Genomic DNA, 19,532 nt, shown 5'->3' with positions numbered 1-19,532 from the left:
GACAACGAAACCGACCACCTCCAACCCTGGCAGCACGGCGGAACCACCGGAATCAGCAACCTGGCACAACTCTGCCCAAAACATCACCGCCTCAAACACAACAGCCGCTGGACACCCACCCCAGCCACCCACAACGAACCACCCGGCTGGACCTCACCCACCGGCCGCCACTACAAAAGCGAACACCACAACTGGGAACCACCAACCTGGCCACCCGGCCTCCTGCCCGCCACGGAACGCAGTTCCATTGAAGAGGTCTTCGTGGAGTACTTATCCGGCTGAGGCGCTCTTTCGCGCCCAGAAGCTTTGGACGATCGCTTTCTGGACCCTCTAGCTTCTCCCCCAAGGAGGACTTCGCCGCTAGCGACTCGTGCTGGGAGGACTTTTACGCGCAGCCGTATGCCCTGCCGCCCGAACCGGTGAGGAACTGGGACTTGATCCCGGCTTGAATGACGTAGAACGTCAGCTTCTGCTGACCAAGGAGGTGATAAAAGGGGCCGCGCGCCGTTCGTTGACTAGCTCCGGTGGTGCTCGATCAGCCAACCGGCCATCTGCTGAGCCCGCTTGGCCGCGAGCATGTCACCCTCGGTGGCAGAGATGATGGACCCCTTCATCAGGATGTGCCAGGACCGGGCGAACTCTTCCCGCCGCTGGAGCCCGGCTTCTTCAGCAAGGGCCTGCACATGTCCGCGGATCCTGGCGAGGTAGTCGATGCTGGCCTGGCCCAGCGGATGGGCCGGCCCCATCTCCAGCAGGACATTGATGAAGGAACAGGCTTCGAAATCCTCCCGCAGGAACCAGTCTCCGAAGACGTCAAAGATGGCCAGCAACTGCTCGATGGGCGTTTCCCCTCGGCGGCGGGCTTCGGAGACGATGGTGTCGACTGTCCACTGCTTGTCCCGCTGTTCGAGGAAGGCAAGGACCAAGGAGTCCTTGGACGGGAAGTGTCGGTAGAAGGTCGCCTTGGCTACCCCGGACCGTTCAATCAGCTCGTTGACGCCCACGTCACGCACGCCCCGCTGGGAGAAAAGTTCATAGGCAACGGCCATAATCCTGGAAACGGACTTCGCGGTGGCGCTCTCCGGGGCGGGAGCTTCGGCGACCATGGGTGAAGGAGCCGCCGCAGAAAGCGTGGCTGAAGGTTCGAGGTCTACCGCAGCCTGTGGGAATTCCGCTTCTGACTTCATGGCATTCCCAGTTTACCGCGGCAAGGTAAAGACAGACCGGTCTGCCCGCTGTACTGTTTCTTCTATCGCAGTGTCTACGACGCCGCGGAGGTCGTTCAAGGGCCCCTTCGGACTGGTGCAAGGAGGCCCCAATGTCAGCAAAGCGGATGTTCCAAAGCGTGCCCTCGGACCCGGATCCATGGATGTACAGCGATACGCCGCCCGAAATTCGTCAGCTCGCCCTCGAGTCGCTTCGGTGGCAGGCCCAGGAGATCATCGACGAAGTGCTCTGCAGGGAGGAACCGGCCGAGGAGCTGGTCAGGGCGAGGCTGCGCCGCTGCGTCGCCAGGAATCCAGGCAGGCCGGAGCGGGCGCTTCTCGAACAGCTGACATTCAACCGGGAACGGCCAGGCATCTAGGTTCAGGCTTCCGGGCTTCGACGAGCAGCTACGAGCTCAGGGGCATGTTGTCGATCAGCCGGACCGGCCCCACCTTGGCAGCTATTATCGCCAAGGCTTCACCGCGGAACGGTGTCTCGCGGCAGTTCTCGGCGAGCGGATCCAGGGTGTCCGGGTCCACCACGTCAAAATAGTCCAACGCTACCAGCGGCTGGGACTCCACCATCGCCTGCGCCGACTCCAGATCCAGGGGTTGGCGGGATTTTGCCCGCTCCTCGAGCAGACGCAGCGAACGGGACAGCACCAGCGCGGCTTCCCGCTCTTCCTGATTTAGGAAGCGGTTGCGGCTGGAGAGCGCGAGCCCGTCAACCGCCCGGACGGTGGGCACCGCGACTATCTCCACCGGGAAGTTGAGGTCGGCCACCATCCGCCGCACCAGCGCCAACTGCTGGGCGTCCTTCTGGCCGAAGTAGGCGCGGTAGGCAGGCAAACCACCCTGGTCCCTGTCTGAAGCCGGCAGCCCCGCCCCCGGAATTCCGTAGTGCAGCAGCTTTGCCACTACCGTCAGGGCGCCGTCGAAGTGGCCGGGACGCGAAGCGCCCTCCCACTTTTCACCGAGCATCCCGGACGTGACCCGCACCAGCGGCTCCCCGCCCGGGTACACCTCGTCCACCGACGGGGCAAAGACAAGGTCCACGCCCTGTTCTTCCAGCAGGGCAGCATCGGCGTCCAGCGTCCGCGGGTAGCGGTCCAGGTCCGTAGCGTCGCCGAACTGCAGCGGGTTAACGAAGATGGTCGCCACCACAACGTCATTCTGTTCGACGGCGGTGCGGGCCAGGGCGGCATGCCCCTCGTGCAGAGCCCCCATGGTGGGGACTAGGCCCTGGGAAGTGCCGCCCTTCGACGCAAGGAGCCGTGCACTTTCAGTGTGCAGGTCGGCAACAGTAGTAACGATTTTGATGGGCATCTTCAGTCTTCCTCCGGTTCCAGGGCCTTGCGCAGCTCCCCCACCTGGTTCGGCTTCAGCAGCCCGCGGCCCTCGGCGCGCAAGGCTGTGGCGCGCGCCATCGCCAGGTAGGCCGCCAGCACATCGCCGTGACCGCCGCCGTCGAACTCCCGCAGTGCCTCCGCGTGGGCTTTCACCGTTCCGGTGTCGCCGCGGGCCACGGGCCCGGTAAGGGCGGACTCCCCGGAGGCCAGCGCGTTCTCGAGCGTTGCCCGCAACAGCGGGCCCAGCATGCGTTCGGGTGCCTCCACTCCAACCTCGCGGAGCAGCTGGGAGGCCTGCGCCACAAGGGTGACGAGGTGGTTGGAGCCATGCGCCAGGGCTGCGTGGTACAGCGTCCTGTCCGCCTCGGCAATGGCCACGGGCTCGGCCCCCATCTCCACCACCAGTGCCTGCGCGATCGGCAGCATGGCCGCATCCGCGGTGACACCAAAAGTGCAATCCAGCAGTCGGGTCAGGTCAAGGCTCATCCCGGTGAAGGTCATCGCCGGGTGCATGGCCAGCGGAACCGCGCCGGCGGCACGCACCGGGTGCAGCACCCCCACACCAAAGCGACCGGACGTGTGGGCCACCAGTTGGCCCGGCTGCCAGGCGCCCAATTTCGCGAGGCCGTCCACCAGGCCCGGCAGGGCGTCGTCGGGCACTGCCAGCAGCACCAGCTCCGAGCGCTCCACGATCTCCTGGACTTCCAGGATGGGCACGCCGGGGAGCAGTGTCTCGGCACGTTCACGGCTCGCTTCGGAAACGGCTGAGACTCCGACTACGGCGTGCTCGGCTGCGCGAAGTGCTGCGCCGAGCACGGCACCCACCTTTCCGGCGCCGATGATTCCGACGCCGAGGCGTCCGGGTTTAGCCATGCTGCTGGCCTTCCTGCGTGGGGGCTGGGGCGGGGGCCGGGCTTTCGGCGGGCTCAACCAGCGGAGTGGGGGCCGGGGCGGGGGCCGGGCTTTCGGCGAGCATCAGCTCCGGGGCGCCTGGCGCCACCTGGGCCAGCCACTGTTCGGTGGTCTGCCGCTTCCGCGCCAGCCGGGCGCGGGCGGATTGTGCGTCAAAAAGCGCCAGCGACTGCTCCACACCTGCCTGCCGAAGGCGCGGCACCACGGGTCCGGCAGTGGTGTGCAGTACCAGGTCAGCCACCTCGAACCGGCGCGCCAGCGGGCCCTGGTGCAACGCCATGGACTGGGTCCGCTGATGCGGCACCACCACGAGCTCGCGCCACCAGCGGCCGGAGCGGATCAGCAGGGCGGTGCCTGTGGCGGCGAATCCATTCCGCCGCCATCCCAGCGGTGCCAGGAGGCGGGCCCTGCGCGGCGTGGTGACGAATCCGCCGTCGGAATCCAGTCCGTGGAGCCCGGCACCGAACACTACCGCGGGCTGCTGCGTGCCGGGGTCCGGTAGCACCAGCGCAAGGATCGACATCACATCCTCGAGCCTGCCCACCGGCAGGAGCGTGGTCCGGCCCGAGCCCTCGCCGGCGCTTTCAATGATGCCGTAGCCCGCCACGTTTACCTGGATCCGGTACCAGCCAAGCACCCGCCAGAGCGGCGGCTGGATAACTTTCAAAGCTTGGATCCGTCCGGGCGGAAGTGTCTGGGCCTGGGTATCCAGGAGACCGTAACGCAGCCGAATGCCATCGGGCGAGATGGCTGCGGTGAAGTTGTAGCCCTTGTTGAAAAGCCCCCAGTAGCTTGCTGCCAGGCCGAGGGCAGCCGGGATCAGGTAGAAGTAGAACGCTGTATTGCCCGTGACGGAGGACAGAATGACGGACGCCGCGGCGCCCAGCGCCACAATGACGCTCTGCTCGCTGAGCAGCAGGGAACCGACAAGGCGCGACGGCGGCACGGACAGTACCGGAAACTCCGGCGCCTCGGGTGCCTGCTCTTCCGGGCGGCTAGGATCCAGGGTAACCCCGGCTGCCCGGGCCAGGATGGTCGCCCGGAGCTGGCGGGCGTCGTCCATCTTCAGGTAGGCCAGCCGGACGGCGGACTCCCCCGCGTCGGCCACCTCGAACTTGAGCTCTGCCAAACCGAAGATCCGGGCCAGCAGGGGCTGCACGATGTCGATGGCCTGGACGCGGTCCAGCCGCGCCTGGCGCTGCTGCCGGAAGATGAAGCCGGTGTTGACCCGGACGTAGCCACCAGACACCTGGTACTTGGTGAAATACCAGGTGAGGATGAATCCAAGCACCGCGATGAGCAGCATCACTGCGCCCCCGGCCAGAAGGAACGGTGCCCGGCCGGCGAATTCATCTTCGACGATGGGCCGGCCCTGCAGCGCGCGCTCAAAGAAATCCCGGCCGAGGAAAAAGCCGATGGCGGCAAGGGCCACCCAGCCACGCACGAAGGGAGAGGCGGGGTGCACCCGCAGCCATTCGCCGTCGGCCGCGGTGCCTGGCAACGCGTTCGGCACGGCGTTTGGCACGGCGTTCCCGGAGGCAGGGGCAGTGGCAGGGCCCCCAAGTTCCGGACGCGGCCCCTCCCCCGTCACAGTCCTGCCAGCCTGGCTTCGCCCCGGGCAGCCAGCTGCTCGCGCAGCCGCGCGCCCTCGGCCGCCGGCAGCCCGGGGATCTGGGCGTTGGTACCGGGTGAGGCCGTGTGCAGCTTCAGGGTACAGAGGCCCAGCCCGCGTTCCACGGGCCCTACTCCGATGTCCACGTACTGCATCCGGCCGTAGGGGACGGCCATGGTGCGCTGGAAGAAGATGCCGGTCCTGACCAGCAGGTCGTCGTCCCGTTCGGCGTACCCGATGGCGCGCACCTGGCGCGGGATCAGCACCAGCCGCCAGATGGCGAGGACGAACGCCACGGATGGGACGGTCACGGCCAGCCACAGCGGCGGCCAGGCCCACACGTCCAGGAGGACAAACAGCAGGGGCAGGGACAGGAGGAGGACGGTGATGAGGTTCCCCAGCGTCCACTGCACCAGCCGGACAGTGACGTATTTGGGTGACACGCGCTGCCAGACGATTCCCGGCGGGTCAATCGCCTCGGTATGCATATTCGCCTTCCCCTGCGGCTTCGCCGCGTACCGCGCGGCCCGGTTTTCCGTCTGCTCCGTTGGTGTCGCCGTCCTCCGGCGGGATCTTGCAGAACCGTTCAACCAACAGGCCCACCACGATCATCACCAGTCCGCCACCGGTCATCGCCAACGCGAGCCAGGTGATGCCCTGGTTGCTGCGCAGGCTCCAGATCCGCAGCTGGTCCAGGAAGATCCCCACATGCCAGCCGAGCAGGACTGTCCCGGCGTAGGCGCAGGCCTGGGCCAGTACCAGGGTGCGGGCTGCGAGGAGCGGATCGAGCACCTTTTTCTTTTGGGTGCTGTTCGGCTTGTTGCTGTTGCGCCACCGCAGGACCCTGATGCCAAGGATCAGGGTAATGGCAACAATGACGCCCATGGTGGCCAGCGCCGTAAGCGGCAGGACGGGCGTGGCCATACTGTAACGGCTGGTCACCACGGTGGCAGACCAGCCCGTCACGGCCAGGATGAAGCCGATGAGCAGGAGGCGCAGCGGATTGATGGGTTTCATCGCTCCTCCACCGCCCCAGCGGTAGGCAGCCCGTCAAAGTCGCCGAAGCCGTCGAACGGGGCGAGGTCGCCAAAATCCTCCGCCCGTGCGGCCAAAGTGCTGATGCGTTCGCCGTCCAGGGTGGCAGCCGGCTCGATGAGCGACCACGGGTAGAGGACGAAGGCACGGGTGGCGGCGCGGGGATGCGGCAGTGTGAGGACCGGATCATCGCTGTGGACGTCGCCGTAGGTGATGATATCAACGTCGAGGGTGCGCGGCCCCCAGCGCACCTCCCGCACGCGGTGGTGCTTGTTTTCCACGGACTGGCAATGTTCCAGCAGCTCGTGCGGGGTGAGGTTGGTTTCCACGGTGATGACCATGTTCAGGAAGTCCGGCTGGCCGGGCGGCCCGCCGACGGCCTTGGTCTGGACGATGGGCGACACAGCGAGGAGGCGGATCTCCGGCGGGTCAACGAGGTCCGCAACCGCCTCGGTCAGTGTCTCGTTGCGTTCCCCCAGGTTGCTGCCCAGGGCCAACACCACCTTGGAATAACCCGAGTTCATAGTTTTTCCCCCTGGACTGGTCTCTCCCCGTTGTTCCGGGCACGGTGGACGCTGACGGCCACGTCGCCGAAGGGCACCTCGATGGGTGCTTCGGGTTTGTGCACTGTGACGTCCACGGCCTGGAGCCGGAATTCGCTGAGCAGGCTGTCCGCGATCCGGACGGCCAGCGCCTCGATCAGGTTCAGCGGCTCCCCCGAAATCCATTCGGTAATACGCTGAGCCACCTCGCCGTAGTGCGCGGTGTCCCGGACGTCATCGGATTCCGCAGCCTTGGCGAAGTCCAGATAAAGCACCGCGTCCACAACAAAAGGCTGGCCCTCACGCCGTTCAAAATCAAAGACGCCGTGATGGCCGACGGCGGTGACGCCGGTCAGCGTAATCCTGTCCATGGCTGGGCCTACTGGCTGGTTCTTGGGGCGGCCATGCGCGCGGCGACCTTGACGGCGTCGAGGCTGGAACCGACGTCGTGCACGCGTACGGCCCAGGCGCCGCGGGACGCGCAAATGGCAGTGATCGCAGCGGTGGCCGCGTCCCGCTCCTGGGGAGCAGCGGACTTTCCGGCCACCGTCAGCAGGGTGCCGAGGAACCGCTTGCGGGAGGCGCCGACGAGGATCCGGTGGCCCAGGGTTTCCAGCTGGTCCAGGTTCTGCAGGAGATCCCAGTTCTGGGCATCATTCTTGGCGAACCCCAGGCCCGGATCGATGATGATCTGTTCCTGGCTGACACCTGCGGCGTAAAGCTTGTCCCGCACTCCGGCCAGTTCTGCCACTACCTCGCCGGCAACGTCCTTGTACTCCGCCAGGGAGTTCATGGTTCGGGCGTCGCCCCGGCGGTGCGTGAGGATGTAGGGGGCTTTGGAGGACGCCACGAGTTCGGCCATTTCCGGTTCCATGGTGAGGCCGGAGACGTCGTTGATGATGGCGGCGCCGGCGCCCAGGGCTGCAGCAGCTGTTGAGGCGTGGATGGTGTCGATGCTGACCAGGGCGCCGGCTTTCACCAAGGCCTCGATGACGGGGATCACGCGCTGCTGCTCTTCTTCGGGACTGACGGCCTCAGCACCGGGACGGGTGGATTCTCCGCCGACGTCGATGATGTCCGCGCCCGCGTAGAACATCCGCAAGCCTGCGGCGATGGCCGTGTCCGCCGTCGCGTGCTGGCCGCCGTCGCTGAAGGAGTCCGGGGTGACGTTGACGATGCCCATCACCAGGGTGCGGCCGGTGGGCAGGTCTTCGAACCGTGCCGCCGGGCGCGGTTTGCGCAGGACAGGCAGCGGAGAGGTTGCGGGGCCGGTTCCCGGCGCTGCAGCTAGTGAATCCATGGTCTGATCATTACCTTCCGAGGATGAGGCTCATGGCTTCGGCACGGGTGGCCGGGTCATGAAGCTGCCCGCGGACCGCACTGGTGACGGTCTTTGCTCCGGGCTTGCGGATACCGCGCATGGACATGCACATGTGTTCGCATTCAATTACGACGATCGCCCCACGGGGTTTGAGGTGGGTGACCATCGCTTCGACGATTTCCGTGGTGAGACGCTCCTGCACCTGCGGGCGGCGGGCGTAGATATCCACGAGCCGGGCCAGCTTGCTGAGCCCGGTGACCTTGCCGTCATGGGAGGGGATGTAGCCCACGTGAGCCACCCCGTGGAACGGCACCAGGTGGTGCTCGCAGGTGGAGTAGAAGGGAATGTCCTTGACCAGGACCAGTTCCTCATGGTCCAGGTCGAAGGTAGTGGACAGGACGTCGGCGGGGTCGTGGTGCAGCCCGGCAAACACCTCGGCGTAGGCTTTAGCCACCCGCTTTGGGGTGTCCACGAGGCCGCCGCGGTCCGGATCTTCTCCGATGGCCAGGAGAATCTCACGGACGGCAGCCTCGATCCGGGGCCGGTCCACCTTCAGGTGTTTGGAGTGGTGGGCGCCGTCCTCCGCCGGGTGTCCGGCGGAGGCGGGTACGTCGTCATCGTCGAAGTGGGTCACGTAAGAAGCTTAGCCGCGAAGGGTGTCAGGCCCCGAGTCGGGGATCCCTCCCTGGAACGGGGCGTCTTCCGGAACTCCCTGCGGATGCGGCGGCTGGGCGTCCAGCGGCTCATCCAGCCTGGCCTGCTTGGCTTCCTCCTGGGCCTCGCGCTCCGCCTTTTCCAGGCGGGATTCCACGGGGCCGGCCTTTTGGACCGGACGGGTTTCCTTGGAGAGCCACACCTCGCGGAAGTCGCGCTTGCGGATGTCGCGGAAGATGTCGGCGATCTCGACCTGGTTCAGCGTTTCGCGTTCCAGCAGCTCGAGGGCCAGCCGGTCCAGGACTTCCCGGTTCTCGGTGAGGATGGCGTAAGCCTCGTCATGGGCCTGGTCGATCAGCCGGCGAACTTCTTCATCCACCACGTAGGCGATCTGGTCCGAGTAGTTGCGCTCGTGCCCGGCATCACGGCCCAGGAACGGCTCGCCGCCGCCCTGACCCAGCCGGACCGCGCCGACGCGTTCGCTCATGCCGTATTCGGTAACCATCTTGCGGGCGGTGCCGGTGGCCTTCTCAATGTCGTTGGAGGCGCCGGTGGAGGGATCGTGGAAGACGATTTCCTCGGCGACGCGGCCGCCCATGGCATAGGCCATCTGGTCCAGCAGCTCGTTGCGGGTCACGGAGTACTTGTCGTTTTCCGGGACCACCATGGTGTAGCCGAGTGCCCGGCCGCGGGGAAGGATGGTGATCTTGGTGACGGGAGCGGAGTTCCGGAGCGCGGCCGCAACGAGGGCGTGGCCGCCTTCGTGGTACGCGGTGATCTTGCGCTCGTGTTCCTTCATCACGCGGCTGCGCTTCTGCGGGCCGGCCATTACACGGTCGATTGCCTCGTCCAGGGCACGGTCATCGATCAGGTTCGCGTTGGAGCGGGCGGTAAGGAGTGCGGCCTCGTTAAGGACGTTCGCCAGGTCGGCGCCGGTGTAACCGGGGGTCTTCTTGGCGACGGCTTTGAGGTCCACGCCGGGCGCCATGGGCTTGCCCTTGGCATGGACCTGCAGGATCTGGTCGCGGCCGATCAGGTCAGGCGCGTCAACACCGATCTGCCGGTCGAAGCGGCCCGGCCGCAGCAGTGCGGGGTCCAGCACGTCCGGACGGTTGGTGGCGGCGATCAGGATGACGTTGGTCTTGACGTCGAAGCCGTCCATCTCCACCAGCAGCTGGTTGAGGGTCTGCTCACGTTCGTCGTTGCCGCCGCCGATGCCGGCACCGCGGTGGCGGCCGACGGCGTCGATTTCGTCCACGAAGATGATGGCCGGCGAGTTTGCCTTGGCCTGTTCGAAAAGGTCGCGGACACGCGAAGCGCCTACGCCGACGAACATTTCCACGAAGTCCGAGCCGGAAATGGAGAAGAAGGGAACGCCTGCCTCGCCTGCGACGGCGCGGGCCAGGAGGGTCTTACCGGTGCCTGGCGGGCCGTAGAGCAGCACGCCCTTGGGAATCTTGGCGCCAACGGCCTGGAACTTGGCGGGTTCCTGCAGGAACTCCTTGATTTCCTGCAGTTCCTCCACGGCCTCATCGGAACCGGCAACATCAGCGAATGTCACCTGCGGCATGTCTTTGCTGACCATCTTGGCCTTGGACTTGCCGAACTGCATGATCTTGGAGCCGCCGCCCTGCATGCGGGTCATGAGGAACCAGAAGAGTGCACCCAGGAGGATAACCGGGATCAGGAGGGAGAGCAGGCCGGAGAACCAGTTGCTTTCGATCGGCTGGTCGGTGTAGCCGCCGGTGGGAGCGGAAGCGGTGACGGCCCGGACAACGTCCTGGGCACGTGCGTCAACAAAGAAGAACTGGACGCTCTTGCCCTTGTCCTGCCCGTCCTGCTGGTAGTTTTCCTTCAGCACCAGGTCAACGCGGTTTTCACCATCGAAGATCTTTGCCTGCTCAACGTTGTCGCCGGCGAGCAGTTCGAGGCCCTTGTCAGTGTCAATCCGTGCGGCACCGCCGGGAGCCAGCGTTGCAAAGGCCACCAGGAGCATGCCGATCACGACAACGATCCAGATGCCCGGGCCCTTGAAGAAGTTCTTAGCTTTCATCTGTTCGGGGGCTGGCCCCGTCCCTCCTGGTAGTGCTGCACGGCGAGTAGTCTGCGCGCGTGATGGTGCTGCGTCAGCTTCTAGCTATACACCGTCCGGAGTAGATCACGCATGGTGCGGGGCAAAAGTTCCCTCTGGGCGTAGTGGCCGCCGCCGCCCGGTCCGGGGCCTGCGTTGGGCTTAGATCCGGGGCCTGGCCACGGAGCCGCGAGGTACCAGCGGACAGTTAAGCAGGACCGGTTCCGCGACCGACCGGCCATGCCCAGGCGTTCCTTCCACCATGTCGATCAGCCGTTCAGCAGCCCATACGCCCATCTCATACTGGGGCAGGGCAACGGTGGTCAGCCCGGGGTGCAGGTTGTCGGCGATCAATTGCTGGTCGCCGAAGCCAACGACGGAAAGGTCGTTCGGAATGGCCACGCCCAGCTCCGCGGCGGCGCGGTAGGCCCCCATTGCCATGCTGTCGTTGAAGCAGAACAGGGCCGTCGGCGGGTTGCCGGCTTCGATAATCCTGCGCGCGGCCTCATAGCCTCCCTTTGCATCGGAGGAAGCTGCCTCCACAGGCGCTGCACCGGCGTCGAGCCCGGCGCTGGTGAGGATCCCCCGGAAGCCACGGAGCCGCTCACGAGCGGAAGGCACGTCCGCTGCGTTGTTGATGAAACCGATGCGGGTGTGCCCGGCGGCCAGCAGGGTTTCGACGGCGGTGCAGGCGCCGGCGTACTCGTCCGGGACCACCGAGGGGAAGGCACCGCTGACGGCATCAATGAGGACAGCCGGCACCTGGCCCAGGTTGGCCGGGGCATCCACGGCCCGACGGTACATGGTGGCGTAAAGGATGCCCTCCACCTGCCGCTCGAGCAGCGCCTCCACGTCCGCCTTGCGTGAGTCCGGGCTTGCCGTTCCGGACGTGTTGATGACCATCAGTGTGTAGCCGCGTGCGCGGGCAGCATCATCAGCACCTAGGATTGTCCGCCCTGCGTGCGGCGTCGTGGCAATATCCTCGCTGACCAGCCCGAGCATCCCGGTGCGCCTCCTGCGGAGGGCCTGCGCCAGGCGGTTCGGTCCGTAGCCCAGTTGCCCGGCGGCGGACCGCACCTTGTCCCGCGTTTCGGTGCTGATCCGCGCGGAGGCAACATCGTTCAGGACGTGGGAGACGGTGGTGACGGACACCCCGGCGGCGAGAGCCACATCCTTAATTCCAACTTTTTTGCGCAAGGTGCGTGGGGCGCAGCCTACTCGTAGACGTGCGGCGCGAGGGTTCCCACGAAGTCGAGGTTGCGGTACTTTTCGGCGTAGTCCAGGCCGTAGCCCACCACGAATTCGTTGGGGATGTCGTAGCCGACGTACTTGACGTCAATTTCCACCTTGGCGGCGGTCGGCTTGCGGAAGGCCGTGCAGATTTCAACCGAGGCGGTGCCGCGCGATTCCAGGTTGGTCTTCAGCCAGGACAGCGTGAGGCCGGAATCGATGATGTCCTCGACGATCAGCACATCCTTGCCCATGAGGTCCGTGTCCAGGTCCTTCAGGATCCGGACAACGCCGGAGGACTGGGTGCCGGAGCCGTAGGAGGAAACGGCCATCCAGTCCATGGAGATGTGGCTATGGAGTGCACGTGCGAGGTCAGCCATGACCATAACAGCGCCCTTGAGGACTCCCACGATGAGGATTTCGCGGCCCTCGTAGTCCTTGTCGATCTGCGCAGCGAGCTCGGTGATCCGCTGCTGGATCTGCTCCTTGGTGTAGAGAACGTGCTTGAGGTCTGCCTGGACGTCGTTTGAATCCACCAATGGCTCCTGTGTAGATGCGGGGTGCGACTATTTTGCGGGCGGTTTTTGAGGCCGGAATACTAGCTTCCCACAGCGCGCGCCTCCGCGGGGACCGGGTGTGCTGTGATCCGGAGCGGCAGGGCGGTCAGCGGCCGGGACATCTTCCAGCTGTGCGAGCGACAACCGGAACACGCCCACTCCCCCGGGCAGCTCAACCGGGCCCGCCGAGCCCTGCCGCCGCAGCAGCGCTTCCGCGGCCAAAAGGCGCTGGTAGCTGGGCTGCTGCCCGCCGACGTCGGCCGCCGCCTTGGCGATTACACGGAACCTGATGGCGGGGGCCAGGGCGCGCAACGCGTCCTCCGGAAGGCTCAATTCCCGGCCGTCCCGTTCCACCAACGACGTGAAGGTGGCTTCAGCCACATCCTCCAGGTAGTCGGCGTCCAACTGCAGGATGGAGGCGGTGCGGGCCAGGGATTCCGCGACGCCGGGGCCCAACTTTTCCTCGAGGTGCGGCAGCACCTCCACCCGCGTGCGTGAGCGGGCGTAGGCGGGGTCCGAATTGCTGGGATCATGCCATGGTCGCAGTTCCTCGACAGCACAGATCTCCTCGGTGTCCGCCCGGCGAAGTCCCAGAAACGGCCGCAGCAGCGGGCCGCGCGCAGGCCTCATCCCGGCCAGCGAACGGGTACCCGAACCACGGGCAAGGCCCAGCAGCACCTGCTCGGCCTGGTCGTCCAGGGTGTGGCCCAGCAGGATGGCGTCCGCTCCCTGGTCTGCTGCGGCCGCTTCAAGCGCTGCGTGCCGGGCTTCCCGCGCCGCGGCTTCCGGGCCCAGGCCGGCGCCAGCGACCGTTACGGTCCGGACTTCCACGGGGGCAAGGCCCAGTTTCTGCAGGACCTGCGCAGTTTCCGCCGCCACCTGGGCCGAAACCTCCTGCAGCTGGTGGTCCACCACCACCGCGCCCACTGTGATGGGGTGGCCGTCAACGTGCCCGCGGCGGGCGAAGTAGGCTGCCACTGATGCCAGGGCGAGCGAGTCCGGGCCGCCGCTGCACGCCACGAGGACGTGCTGCGGGTAACCGGCCTCGGCCAGAGCGCCCTGAAGCATTTTGCGCGCAGTACCGACGACGGGCGCCAGTCTTCCAGGCCGCCGACGGCCCGTGGGGTGGGTGGGTTGGCCGGGGCAGGGAACGGTGTTAATCAGAGTCCCATCCGCTCAAGCCAAAGCTTGGCGTCGTGGATTTCCGGTTCCGTGGGGAGGTGGTCCGCCGACTCCCAGACCCTGTTGAAGCCTTCCATTCCCGCGACGTCCACCACGGCACGGACGAAACGGGCGCCGTCGGAGTACTGGCGCATTTTCGCGTCCAGGCCCAGCAGGCTGCGGATGAATTTTTCCACCACGCCGCGGTCCTTGCCGCGGTCGTTGAAGCGCTGCCGGATGGTCTTCACGGACGGCACGATGCTGGCGTCGACGGCGTCCATCACCACGTTGGCGTGGCCTTCCAGAAGGCTCATCACGGCGGTCAGGTGCGAGATGGCAGCCTTCTCCTCCGGGTCCTGCAGGAGATCCAGGATCGCGCCGCGGCCCGGCGTATTTCCGTTGCCGGTGCGGTCCTTCAGTGAGCGGGCAGCGGCGGTGGCCCGCTCCATCAACGTGTCAACGTTGCCCAACAGGTGCTCGCTGAGTTCGTCAATTTGTTCGAGCATGTGATGCCGCAGCCAGGGTGCGGCAGCGAACTGGACCCGGTGTGTCTGTTCGTGAAGGCAGACCCACAGGCGGAAATCCTCGGGGGTGACGTTCAATTCACGCTCCACGGCCACGATGTTGGGCGCGACCAGGAGCAGCCGGCCACCCGACGGCGCCGTGGAACCTTCGGCGAGCGCGGCAAAGGGATCGTACTGCCCCAAGACCTTGCTGGACAGGAAGGCCAGGACCGCGCCCAGCTGACTGCCGGTGATGGCGCCGCTGACACTGGCGGCAGCGGGACTCAGCGTGCCGCGCCGGTTTTCGAGCATCTTTTCCATGGCGGGTCTCAGCATCACTGCGAAGCTTTGGGTATTGGCTTTCGCCCACGAGGCACGGTCCACCACCAGCACCGTCGAGTCGCGGAGGTCCCGCGCCGCTTCCAGCCCCGTGATTTCGTGGACATGCTCAACCGAGGCGTCGGCGAGCCGACGGAGGCTTTCCACGGCATCACCGATGGCGGCATTGTTCATCACCGGACCGGCAGGAGCCAGCCGCGCCGCCGTGGAGGCGGCAAGATCCCAATTGATCAGGGCCGAGGCCTGGCTGGACAACGTTTGGGCTGACGACTCACCTGCAGTGGACTCCATAGTTCCCATCAGAACACAGCAGGCCGGGGATAGTCCTTAAGTTCGCTGACCGGCGAACCTCCGCAGCCCCGATTCATAGGGCCAGCTGACCCCTTGGGAACGGCCCGGAACCGCATCAACGGTGCTGGCCGGAACCGTTCATGCGGGGCAGAGCCGCACTCAAGCGCCTGCCAGGAAACTTTACCGGCAGCCGCAGGCCGCGAGCGCCGTCGCGGCGCGGTCCAACGCCACTCTGTTGCCTGCGGCGCCCGGCGTGAGCCCGTTGCCGATGAAGGAGAAAACCAAAAGGCGGCCGTCGGCGTCAACCACAAAGCCGCTGAGTGCCACCACGGAATTCAGCGTTCCGGTCTTGGCGCGGACCAACCCTGCGCCCCTGGCTGTTGAGTCATCGCCGTAGCGCTGATCCAGGGTTCCGGTGAGGCCAGCCACCGGAAAACCGTCCAGCGCCGCGCGGAGCCTGCCGTCCGAGCCCGTGGTCATTGCCCGTACCACTTCGGCGATCTGCCGGGCTGAAACCTGGTTGCCCATGGCCAGGCCGCACACGTCGACCAGTTTCACGGTGTCTGCGGGGATTCCGGCGTCGGCGAGCTGCGCGCGGACGGCAGCCGTGGCGCCGTCGTTATTGCCGGGCTGGCCTGCCGCGACTGATGCCATCCGGCCCAGGACTTCCGCGAGGTAGTTGTCCGATTCCTGCAGCATGTGGTCCACCTGCTCCGCCACCGTGGCCGACTCCACCTCGGCCAGGACTGCCGGCTCCCCTGCAGCATCTTCCGCTGGCTCACCCGCTGGTTGCCCCGGCCGCGGGGAACGTTCGACGGCGGCTGCCACGGTGAGTCCCGAGGCCGCGCCTGCCGTCCGCAACCGGGCCGCGAATTCCTCGGCCACTGTGATTGCGGAGTCCTTCGGGCGCGGGCCGGTGGTGACGGCAGGATCGTAGCGGGCCGAGTTCAGTGCCAGGGGAAACAGCGGCGCCACTTCCCCGGCAGCCACATCCCCCTCCTGCCACGCGGGGTTGAGTGCCGGACCGGTAAACAGGGAGTCATCCACAAGGACTTGGATCTCACCCGCAGTTCCCGCGGACTTCAGTGCCTCGACAGTCGCCGCGGCCAGAGTAGCCAAGCCGGCATGTCCCATCACCTGGTCCTCCTTGGAGTCCCCCGACGCGAGGAGAGCATCGCCGCCGCCCACCAGCACTACCTGCCCGGCGGCGGGCCCTGCAATCACGGAGGTGGTAAAGCGGTGCTCGGGGCCAAGGGAGCGCAGGGCAGCCACCGCAGTCAACAGCTTCAGGTTGGAGGCCGGCACCCTGTTCTCGGAACCGCCGCGGTCAAAGAGAACCTGCCCGGTGAGCGCATCCTGCACCAGCCCCGTAAACGATCCGCCGCCGTCGGCCTTCAACAGAGGCTCCAACTTCGCTGACACGCTGGACGCCCGCGGGACGGCAGCTCTGTCATCCAGCGGGGCAAGTCCTTGCCCGGGCGCCAACATGGTTGGAGCCTGCTGCCATACCGGTACCGGCGGAGGGGGCCCAGGGGGCTCGGGCCCCAGGAAACCCGGGGCCACCAGCAGGGCTGCGGGGACCAGAAGGACCACCAGGAGGACCGTCAGCAAAAACGCTGGCCAGGACCGCAGCAGGCCGGTGACGCCGGCGCGGACACTGTGGCGGACATGGTCGAGCCCAGGTTCCGGGGCAGTTGGTTTGGTCATGCTGGTGCTGGTCCTCAAGTCCTGAAATATCCCCACAAGTTCCTGATTCCAGGGCCTCTCGCTATATCCTCAATAATAGTCGGCGGCACGGACACTCCCTTTTGGTGAGCCGTCAAGTGTGCCGCGAACCCCCTGCAATTGCCGAGGAGCATTCCATGAAGCATGACGTGACCATCGAGATTCCCAAGGGATCACGCGTCAAGTACGAAGTTGACCACGAGACCGGCCGCGTCCGCCTGGACCGCGTCCTCTTCACCTCCATGCAGTACCCCACGCACTACGGGTTCTTCGAAAACACCTTGGGCGAGGACGGCGACCCGCTGGACGCACTGGTGCTCCTGCAGGACTTCGACCTGCACCCGGGCGTTATTGTTGAGTCCCGCCCCATCGGCGTGTTCAACATGACCGACGACGGCGGCGGAGACGCTAAGGTCCTGTGCGTCCCGGTCGACGCCCGTTTCGACCACATCCAGGAAGTCAGCGACGTCAGCGACTTCCTGATCAAGGAAATCGAGCACTTCTTCACCCGCTACAAGGACCTGGAGCCGGGCAAGTGGGTCAAGGCCGAGGGCTGGGGCGACCGCGCCGCCGCCGAAGCCGAGCTGGAAGCCTCCATCAAGCGTTACGTTCCCACGGGCCACTGACCCCGGGGTGGCTGAGCACAGCTCAACCACCGGAGCAGTACGACGGCGGGTGCCGGGTCCGCGAGAGCCGGGCACCCGCCGCCGTCGTCTGTCAGGACCTCCCAGCCGGATATGAAACTCTTGGTGCGTGAACTTCGCACCAACTTTTACCCCGCCCTGCGGCCCCGTCACCGGATGGCGGGACGGCGACGTCGTCCGGGCCACCGGCATCCCTTACGCCACCGCCGGCCGCTTTCAGGCCCCCAGCCCTGCGCCGGACTGGACTGAGCCGTTTGCCGCAACCTCCCTGGCTCCCGCCTGTCCGCAGGGGCCGGTGCCGTTCCTCGACGACGTCCTGGGCACCCGCTACGGTGAACTTCCGGGCAGCGAGAACTGCCAGAACCTTTCCATCACCATGCCGGCGGACCTCGCCGCCGGTGAGAAGCTGCCCGTGATGGTTTGGATCCACGGGGGTTCCTACACCACCGGATCCGGAGACCTCGCCATCTTCGACCCCGTGGTACTGGTGGCCGAGAACCGCGTGGTGGTGGTTTCTGTGACCTACCGGCTGGGGCTGTTCGGCTTCCTGGCCACACGCTCGGGCCGCCCAGGCAACCTGGGCCTGCTGGACCAGCTCGAGGCGTTCCGCTGGGTGCAGCGGAACATTGCCGCGTTCGGCGGCGATCCCGGCCGGGTGACCGCCTTCGGCCAGTCCGCCGGCGGCGACGCCATCGCCCATCTCATGGCCACTCCGGAAGCACCGTCGCTGTTCCAGCGGGCCATCATCCAGAGCGCACCTTTGGGCATCTCGCGCGGGCGGGCCAGAATGAACCACGCAATGGGCATCGCTGCCGAAGCGGTCTCCGAGGAAACTCCCGCGATGGAAGTGGTGGAACGCGAGGACCACGTGGCGCAGGTGGCCCGGAAATTCGGAATGCTCGCCGCCATGCCTTTCGGGACCCAATACGGGCACGAGCCGCTGCCGGAAGAACAGGATATTGAACCCGCCTGGAATCGTTCCGCCCCCGGCATTGAAGTGCTGATCGGACATACGTCGGAGGAGGCTCGGCTGTTCCTGCCGCGAAGCCCGTACCTCAGCCGGCTTGCCCGGATTCCCCTGGCAGGAACGGCCGCCATCCGCGCCATTGACTGGGTGGTGACCGAAACCGTCTACGGCAGGGCTGCCCGTAAATTCGCCCGGCGGCATGCCCAAGCAGGCGGAAAGGCCCATAGCTACGTCCTGCACTGGCACGCGCCCGGCAACATCTTCGGTGCCGCCCACACCATCGACCTGCCGCTCCTTTTTGGCAACCGGAGCACGTGGGACGGCGTGGGTCTGATTGCAGGAGCCAGCTGGGAGGACGTGAACGGGGTGGGTCGGGAGCTGAGGAGCTTGTGGGCAGCGTTCGCCCGGGGCGACGGCTTTGGCGGGAATGCTGGGATTCCGGGAGCCCTGAAGCTCACATCAGAGCGGCCCGCACCGCGTCAGCGGCCCCGTTTACTGGCGACCGTGTCGCGGATGGCTTCCACCAGGATGTCCTGGCGCTGGAAGTAGGCGTTGTGGCCGGCGTCTTCCACCACCAGGAGGCGGGCTCCGGGGACCGTGGCGGCAACGTGTTCAGCCCCGCGGCGGATGCGGGGCCTTTCCTGGTCCCCGATCAAAACCGTGAGCGGGCTGGCTACTGACTCCAGTCCCTTCTGGAACCAGTCGACGTCCTGCGGGTCGGCGCTCAAGAATTCTCCTTGGCTTTGCTCGAGGCTGCGCGGGTAGCGGGCGGCTTCGATGGCAGTGGCGGTTGAACGCACCCGGATGTAGCGGGCGTAGTCGCGCGGGTTCTCCGCGATCCAGCGGTCCGTGAACGAGTTTCCGACGCCCAGCCAGATCCGTTCGTCGGAGTCGAGGGAGCTTAACACCTCAAACTTCTCCGGCTGCCCCGGTTGGCCCGGAGGGGGCACCACCAGCGGCCAGCCCATGCCGCACACCACCAGGGCGGCGGCACCACCGGGATGCCGGATGGCCCAGCGAAGCGCAGTCATGCCGCCCATGGACTGCCCCACAATCACCGGGTTCTCCAGGCCGAGGGAGTTGTGAAAGCGCTCCAGCTCTGCAGCCCGGTCAACCAACGGTCCGTTTCGCGGGGAGTTGGAGGACCAGCCGTGATCGTAGGTGTCGTACGTCAATACCCGGAAGTCCTGTTCCAGCTCAGCGGCGATCGGTTCCCAGCATGCCGCCGCCGATGCGTGGCCGTGCAGCAACACCACCGGCTGCCCGCGGCCGGAGTCAGTGTAGTGGATGTCGTTGCCGAGCACATCAAGCCATGGCATGAGGATGGTCCTTTCGCAGTGTGCCGGGCGGGCCACCAGGCACCAGCGTTGCAGAACTGAGGCGGGGAGTCACCCCCGGGAGACCCTTGGCGCAA

Annotated in this window: 21 protein-coding genes; 4 read left to right on the top strand and 17 right to left on the bottom strand. The window is 66.4% G+C overall.

Annotated features, from left to right (window positions below):
- A partial coding sequence (locus AC50X7_RS17860; RefSeq protein WP_494980232.1) for an HNH endonuclease signature motif containing protein occupies window positions 1–282 on the top strand: 282 nt, incomplete at its 5' end.
- A 233-nt stretch (window positions 283–515) separates the two neighbouring features.
- Here the strand turns inward: AC50X7_RS17860 and AC50X7_RS17855 are convergent.
- Window positions 516–1,106, bottom strand: a complete 591-nt coding sequence (locus AC50X7_RS17855; RefSeq protein ID WP_494980235.1) for a TetR/AcrR family transcriptional regulator — start codon at window positions 1,104–1,106, stop codon at window positions 516–518.
- A gap of 212 nt (window positions 1,107–1,318) precedes the next feature.
- Between AC50X7_RS17855 and AC50X7_RS17850 the strand changes: the two genes are divergently transcribed.
- A complete protein-coding gene (locus tag AC50X7_RS17850; RefSeq protein ID WP_494980231.1) occupies window positions 1,319–1,585 on the top strand; it encodes a hypothetical protein in 267 nt (88 codons plus the stop codon).
- Between the two features lie 28 nt (window positions 1,586–1,613).
- Here AC50X7_RS17850 and panC read toward each other — a convergent pair whose 3' ends face one another.
- From panC to dacB, 15 genes are all read right to left on the bottom strand, one after another.
- Complete coding sequence (gene panC / locus AC50X7_RS17845; RefSeq protein WP_494980230.1) at window positions 1,614–2,531, bottom strand: pantoate--beta-alanine ligase; 918 nt, start codon at window positions 2,529–2,531, stop codon at window positions 1,614–1,616.
- 2 nt (window positions 2,532–2,533) lie between these two features.
- Window positions 2,534–3,427 (bottom strand): Rossmann-like and DUF2520 domain-containing protein, encoded by an 894-nt coding sequence (locus AC50X7_RS17840; RefSeq protein WP_494980229.1) that lies wholly within the window; start codon window positions 3,425–3,427, stop codon window positions 2,534–2,536.
- Window positions 3,420–4,991 carry a PH domain-containing protein gene (locus AC50X7_RS17835; protein ID WP_494980228.1) on the bottom strand — a complete coding sequence of 524 codons (1,572 nt, stop codon included), beginning with the start codon at window positions 4,989–4,991 and terminating at the stop codon, window positions 3,420–3,422. The genes AC50X7_RS17840 and AC50X7_RS17835 overlap by 8 nt, the downstream gene beginning before the upstream one ends.
- 62 nt (window positions 4,992–5,053) lie before the next feature.
- Complete coding sequence (locus AC50X7_RS17830) at window positions 5,054–5,566, bottom strand: PH domain-containing protein (protein ID WP_494980227.1); 513 nt, start codon at window positions 5,564–5,566, stop codon at window positions 5,054–5,056.
- Window positions 5,547–6,095, bottom strand: coding sequence for a DUF3180 domain-containing protein (locus tag AC50X7_RS17825; RefSeq protein WP_494980226.1), 549 nt, complete (start codon window positions 6,093–6,095; stop codon window positions 5,547–5,549). Before AC50X7_RS17825 ends, AC50X7_RS17830 begins: the two co-directional genes overlap by 20 nt.
- The gene (gene folK, locus AC50X7_RS17820; protein ID WP_494980225.1) at window positions 6,092–6,637 is read right to left on the bottom strand and encodes a 2-amino-4-hydroxy-6-hydroxymethyldihydropteridine diphosphokinase; all 546 of its coding nucleotides are present in this window, start codon (window positions 6,635–6,637) and stop codon (window positions 6,092–6,094) included. The genes AC50X7_RS17825 and folK overlap by 4 nt, the downstream gene beginning before the upstream one ends.
- The gene (folB, locus tag AC50X7_RS17815) at window positions 6,634–7,026 is read right to left on the bottom strand and encodes a dihydroneopterin aldolase (RefSeq protein WP_494980224.1); all 393 of its coding nucleotides are present in this window, start codon (window positions 7,024–7,026) and stop codon (window positions 6,634–6,636) included. The genes folK and folB overlap by 4 nt, the downstream gene beginning before the upstream one ends.
- Before the next feature lie 8 nt (window positions 7,027–7,034).
- Complete coding sequence (folP, locus tag AC50X7_RS17810) at window positions 7,035–7,955, bottom strand: dihydropteroate synthase (protein WP_494980223.1); 921 nt, start codon at window positions 7,953–7,955, stop codon at window positions 7,035–7,037.
- A 10-nt stretch (window positions 7,956–7,965) separates the two neighbouring features.
- On the bottom strand, window positions 7,966–8,610 hold the full coding sequence (gene folE, locus AC50X7_RS17805) for a GTP cyclohydrolase I FolE (protein WP_307097126.1): 645 nt from the start codon (window positions 8,608–8,610) through the stop codon (window positions 7,966–7,968).
- Between the two features lie 9 nt (window positions 8,611–8,619).
- Complete coding sequence (gene ftsH, locus AC50X7_RS17800) at window positions 8,620–10,683, bottom strand: ATP-dependent zinc metalloprotease FtsH (protein WP_494980222.1); 2,064 nt, start codon at window positions 10,681–10,683, stop codon at window positions 8,620–8,622.
- 180 nt (window positions 10,684–10,863) lie between these two features.
- Window positions 10,864–11,871, bottom strand: a complete 1,008-nt coding sequence (locus AC50X7_RS17795; protein ID WP_494980221.1) for a LacI family DNA-binding transcriptional regulator — start codon at window positions 11,869–11,871, stop codon at window positions 10,864–10,866.
- Window positions 11,872–11,915: 44 nt separating this feature from the next.
- Window positions 11,916–12,467: a hypoxanthine phosphoribosyltransferase gene (gene hpt / locus AC50X7_RS17790; protein ID WP_041651844.1), complete on the bottom strand. Its 552-nt coding sequence runs from the start codon at window positions 12,465–12,467 to the stop codon at window positions 11,916–11,918.
- A 30-nt stretch (window positions 12,468–12,497) separates the two neighbouring features.
- Window positions 12,498–13,556 carry a tRNA lysidine(34) synthetase TilS gene (gene tilS, locus AC50X7_RS17785; protein ID WP_494980220.1) on the bottom strand — a complete coding sequence of 353 codons (1,059 nt, stop codon included), beginning with the start codon at window positions 13,554–13,556 and terminating at the stop codon, window positions 12,498–12,500.
- Between the two features lie 92 nt (window positions 13,557–13,648).
- Window positions 13,649–14,782 carry a zinc-dependent metalloprotease gene (locus AC50X7_RS17780; protein ID WP_494980219.1) on the bottom strand — a complete coding sequence of 378 codons (1,134 nt, stop codon included), beginning with the start codon at window positions 14,780–14,782 and terminating at the stop codon, window positions 13,649–13,651.
- A gap of 180 nt (window positions 14,783–14,962) precedes the next feature.
- Window positions 14,963–16,489 (bottom strand): D-alanyl-D-alanine carboxypeptidase/D-alanyl-D-alanine endopeptidase, encoded by a 1,527-nt coding sequence (gene dacB, locus AC50X7_RS17775; protein ID WP_494980218.1) that lies wholly within the window; start codon window positions 16,487–16,489, stop codon window positions 14,963–14,965.
- A gap of 155 nt (window positions 16,490–16,644) precedes the next feature.
- Here dacB and AC50X7_RS17770 point away from each other — a divergent pair, with 155 nt between their 5' ends.
- Both AC50X7_RS17770 and AC50X7_RS17765 read left to right on the top strand, forming a co-directional pair.
- Entirely contained in the window at window positions 16,645–17,133 is a 489-nt protein-coding gene (locus AC50X7_RS17770; protein ID WP_104044131.1) for an inorganic diphosphatase, read from the top strand.
- A gap of 127 nt (window positions 17,134–17,260) precedes the next feature.
- Window positions 17,261–18,667: a carboxylesterase family protein gene (locus tag AC50X7_RS17765; protein WP_494980217.1), complete on the top strand. Its 1,407-nt coding sequence runs from the start codon at window positions 17,261–17,263 to the stop codon at window positions 18,665–18,667.
- Here the strand turns inward: AC50X7_RS17765 and AC50X7_RS17760 are convergent.
- Complete coding sequence (locus AC50X7_RS17760) at window positions 18,598–19,437, bottom strand: alpha/beta fold hydrolase (protein ID WP_494980216.1); 840 nt, start codon at window positions 19,435–19,437, stop codon at window positions 18,598–18,600. The two genes, AC50X7_RS17765 and AC50X7_RS17760, sit on opposite strands and share 70 nt — an antisense overlap.
- Window positions 19,438–19,532: the final 95 nt, after the last annotated feature.

The organism is Pseudarthrobacter sp. Hb11 (assembly GCF_059383655.1).
This window is presented reverse-complemented; position numbering and strand designations above follow the sequence as displayed.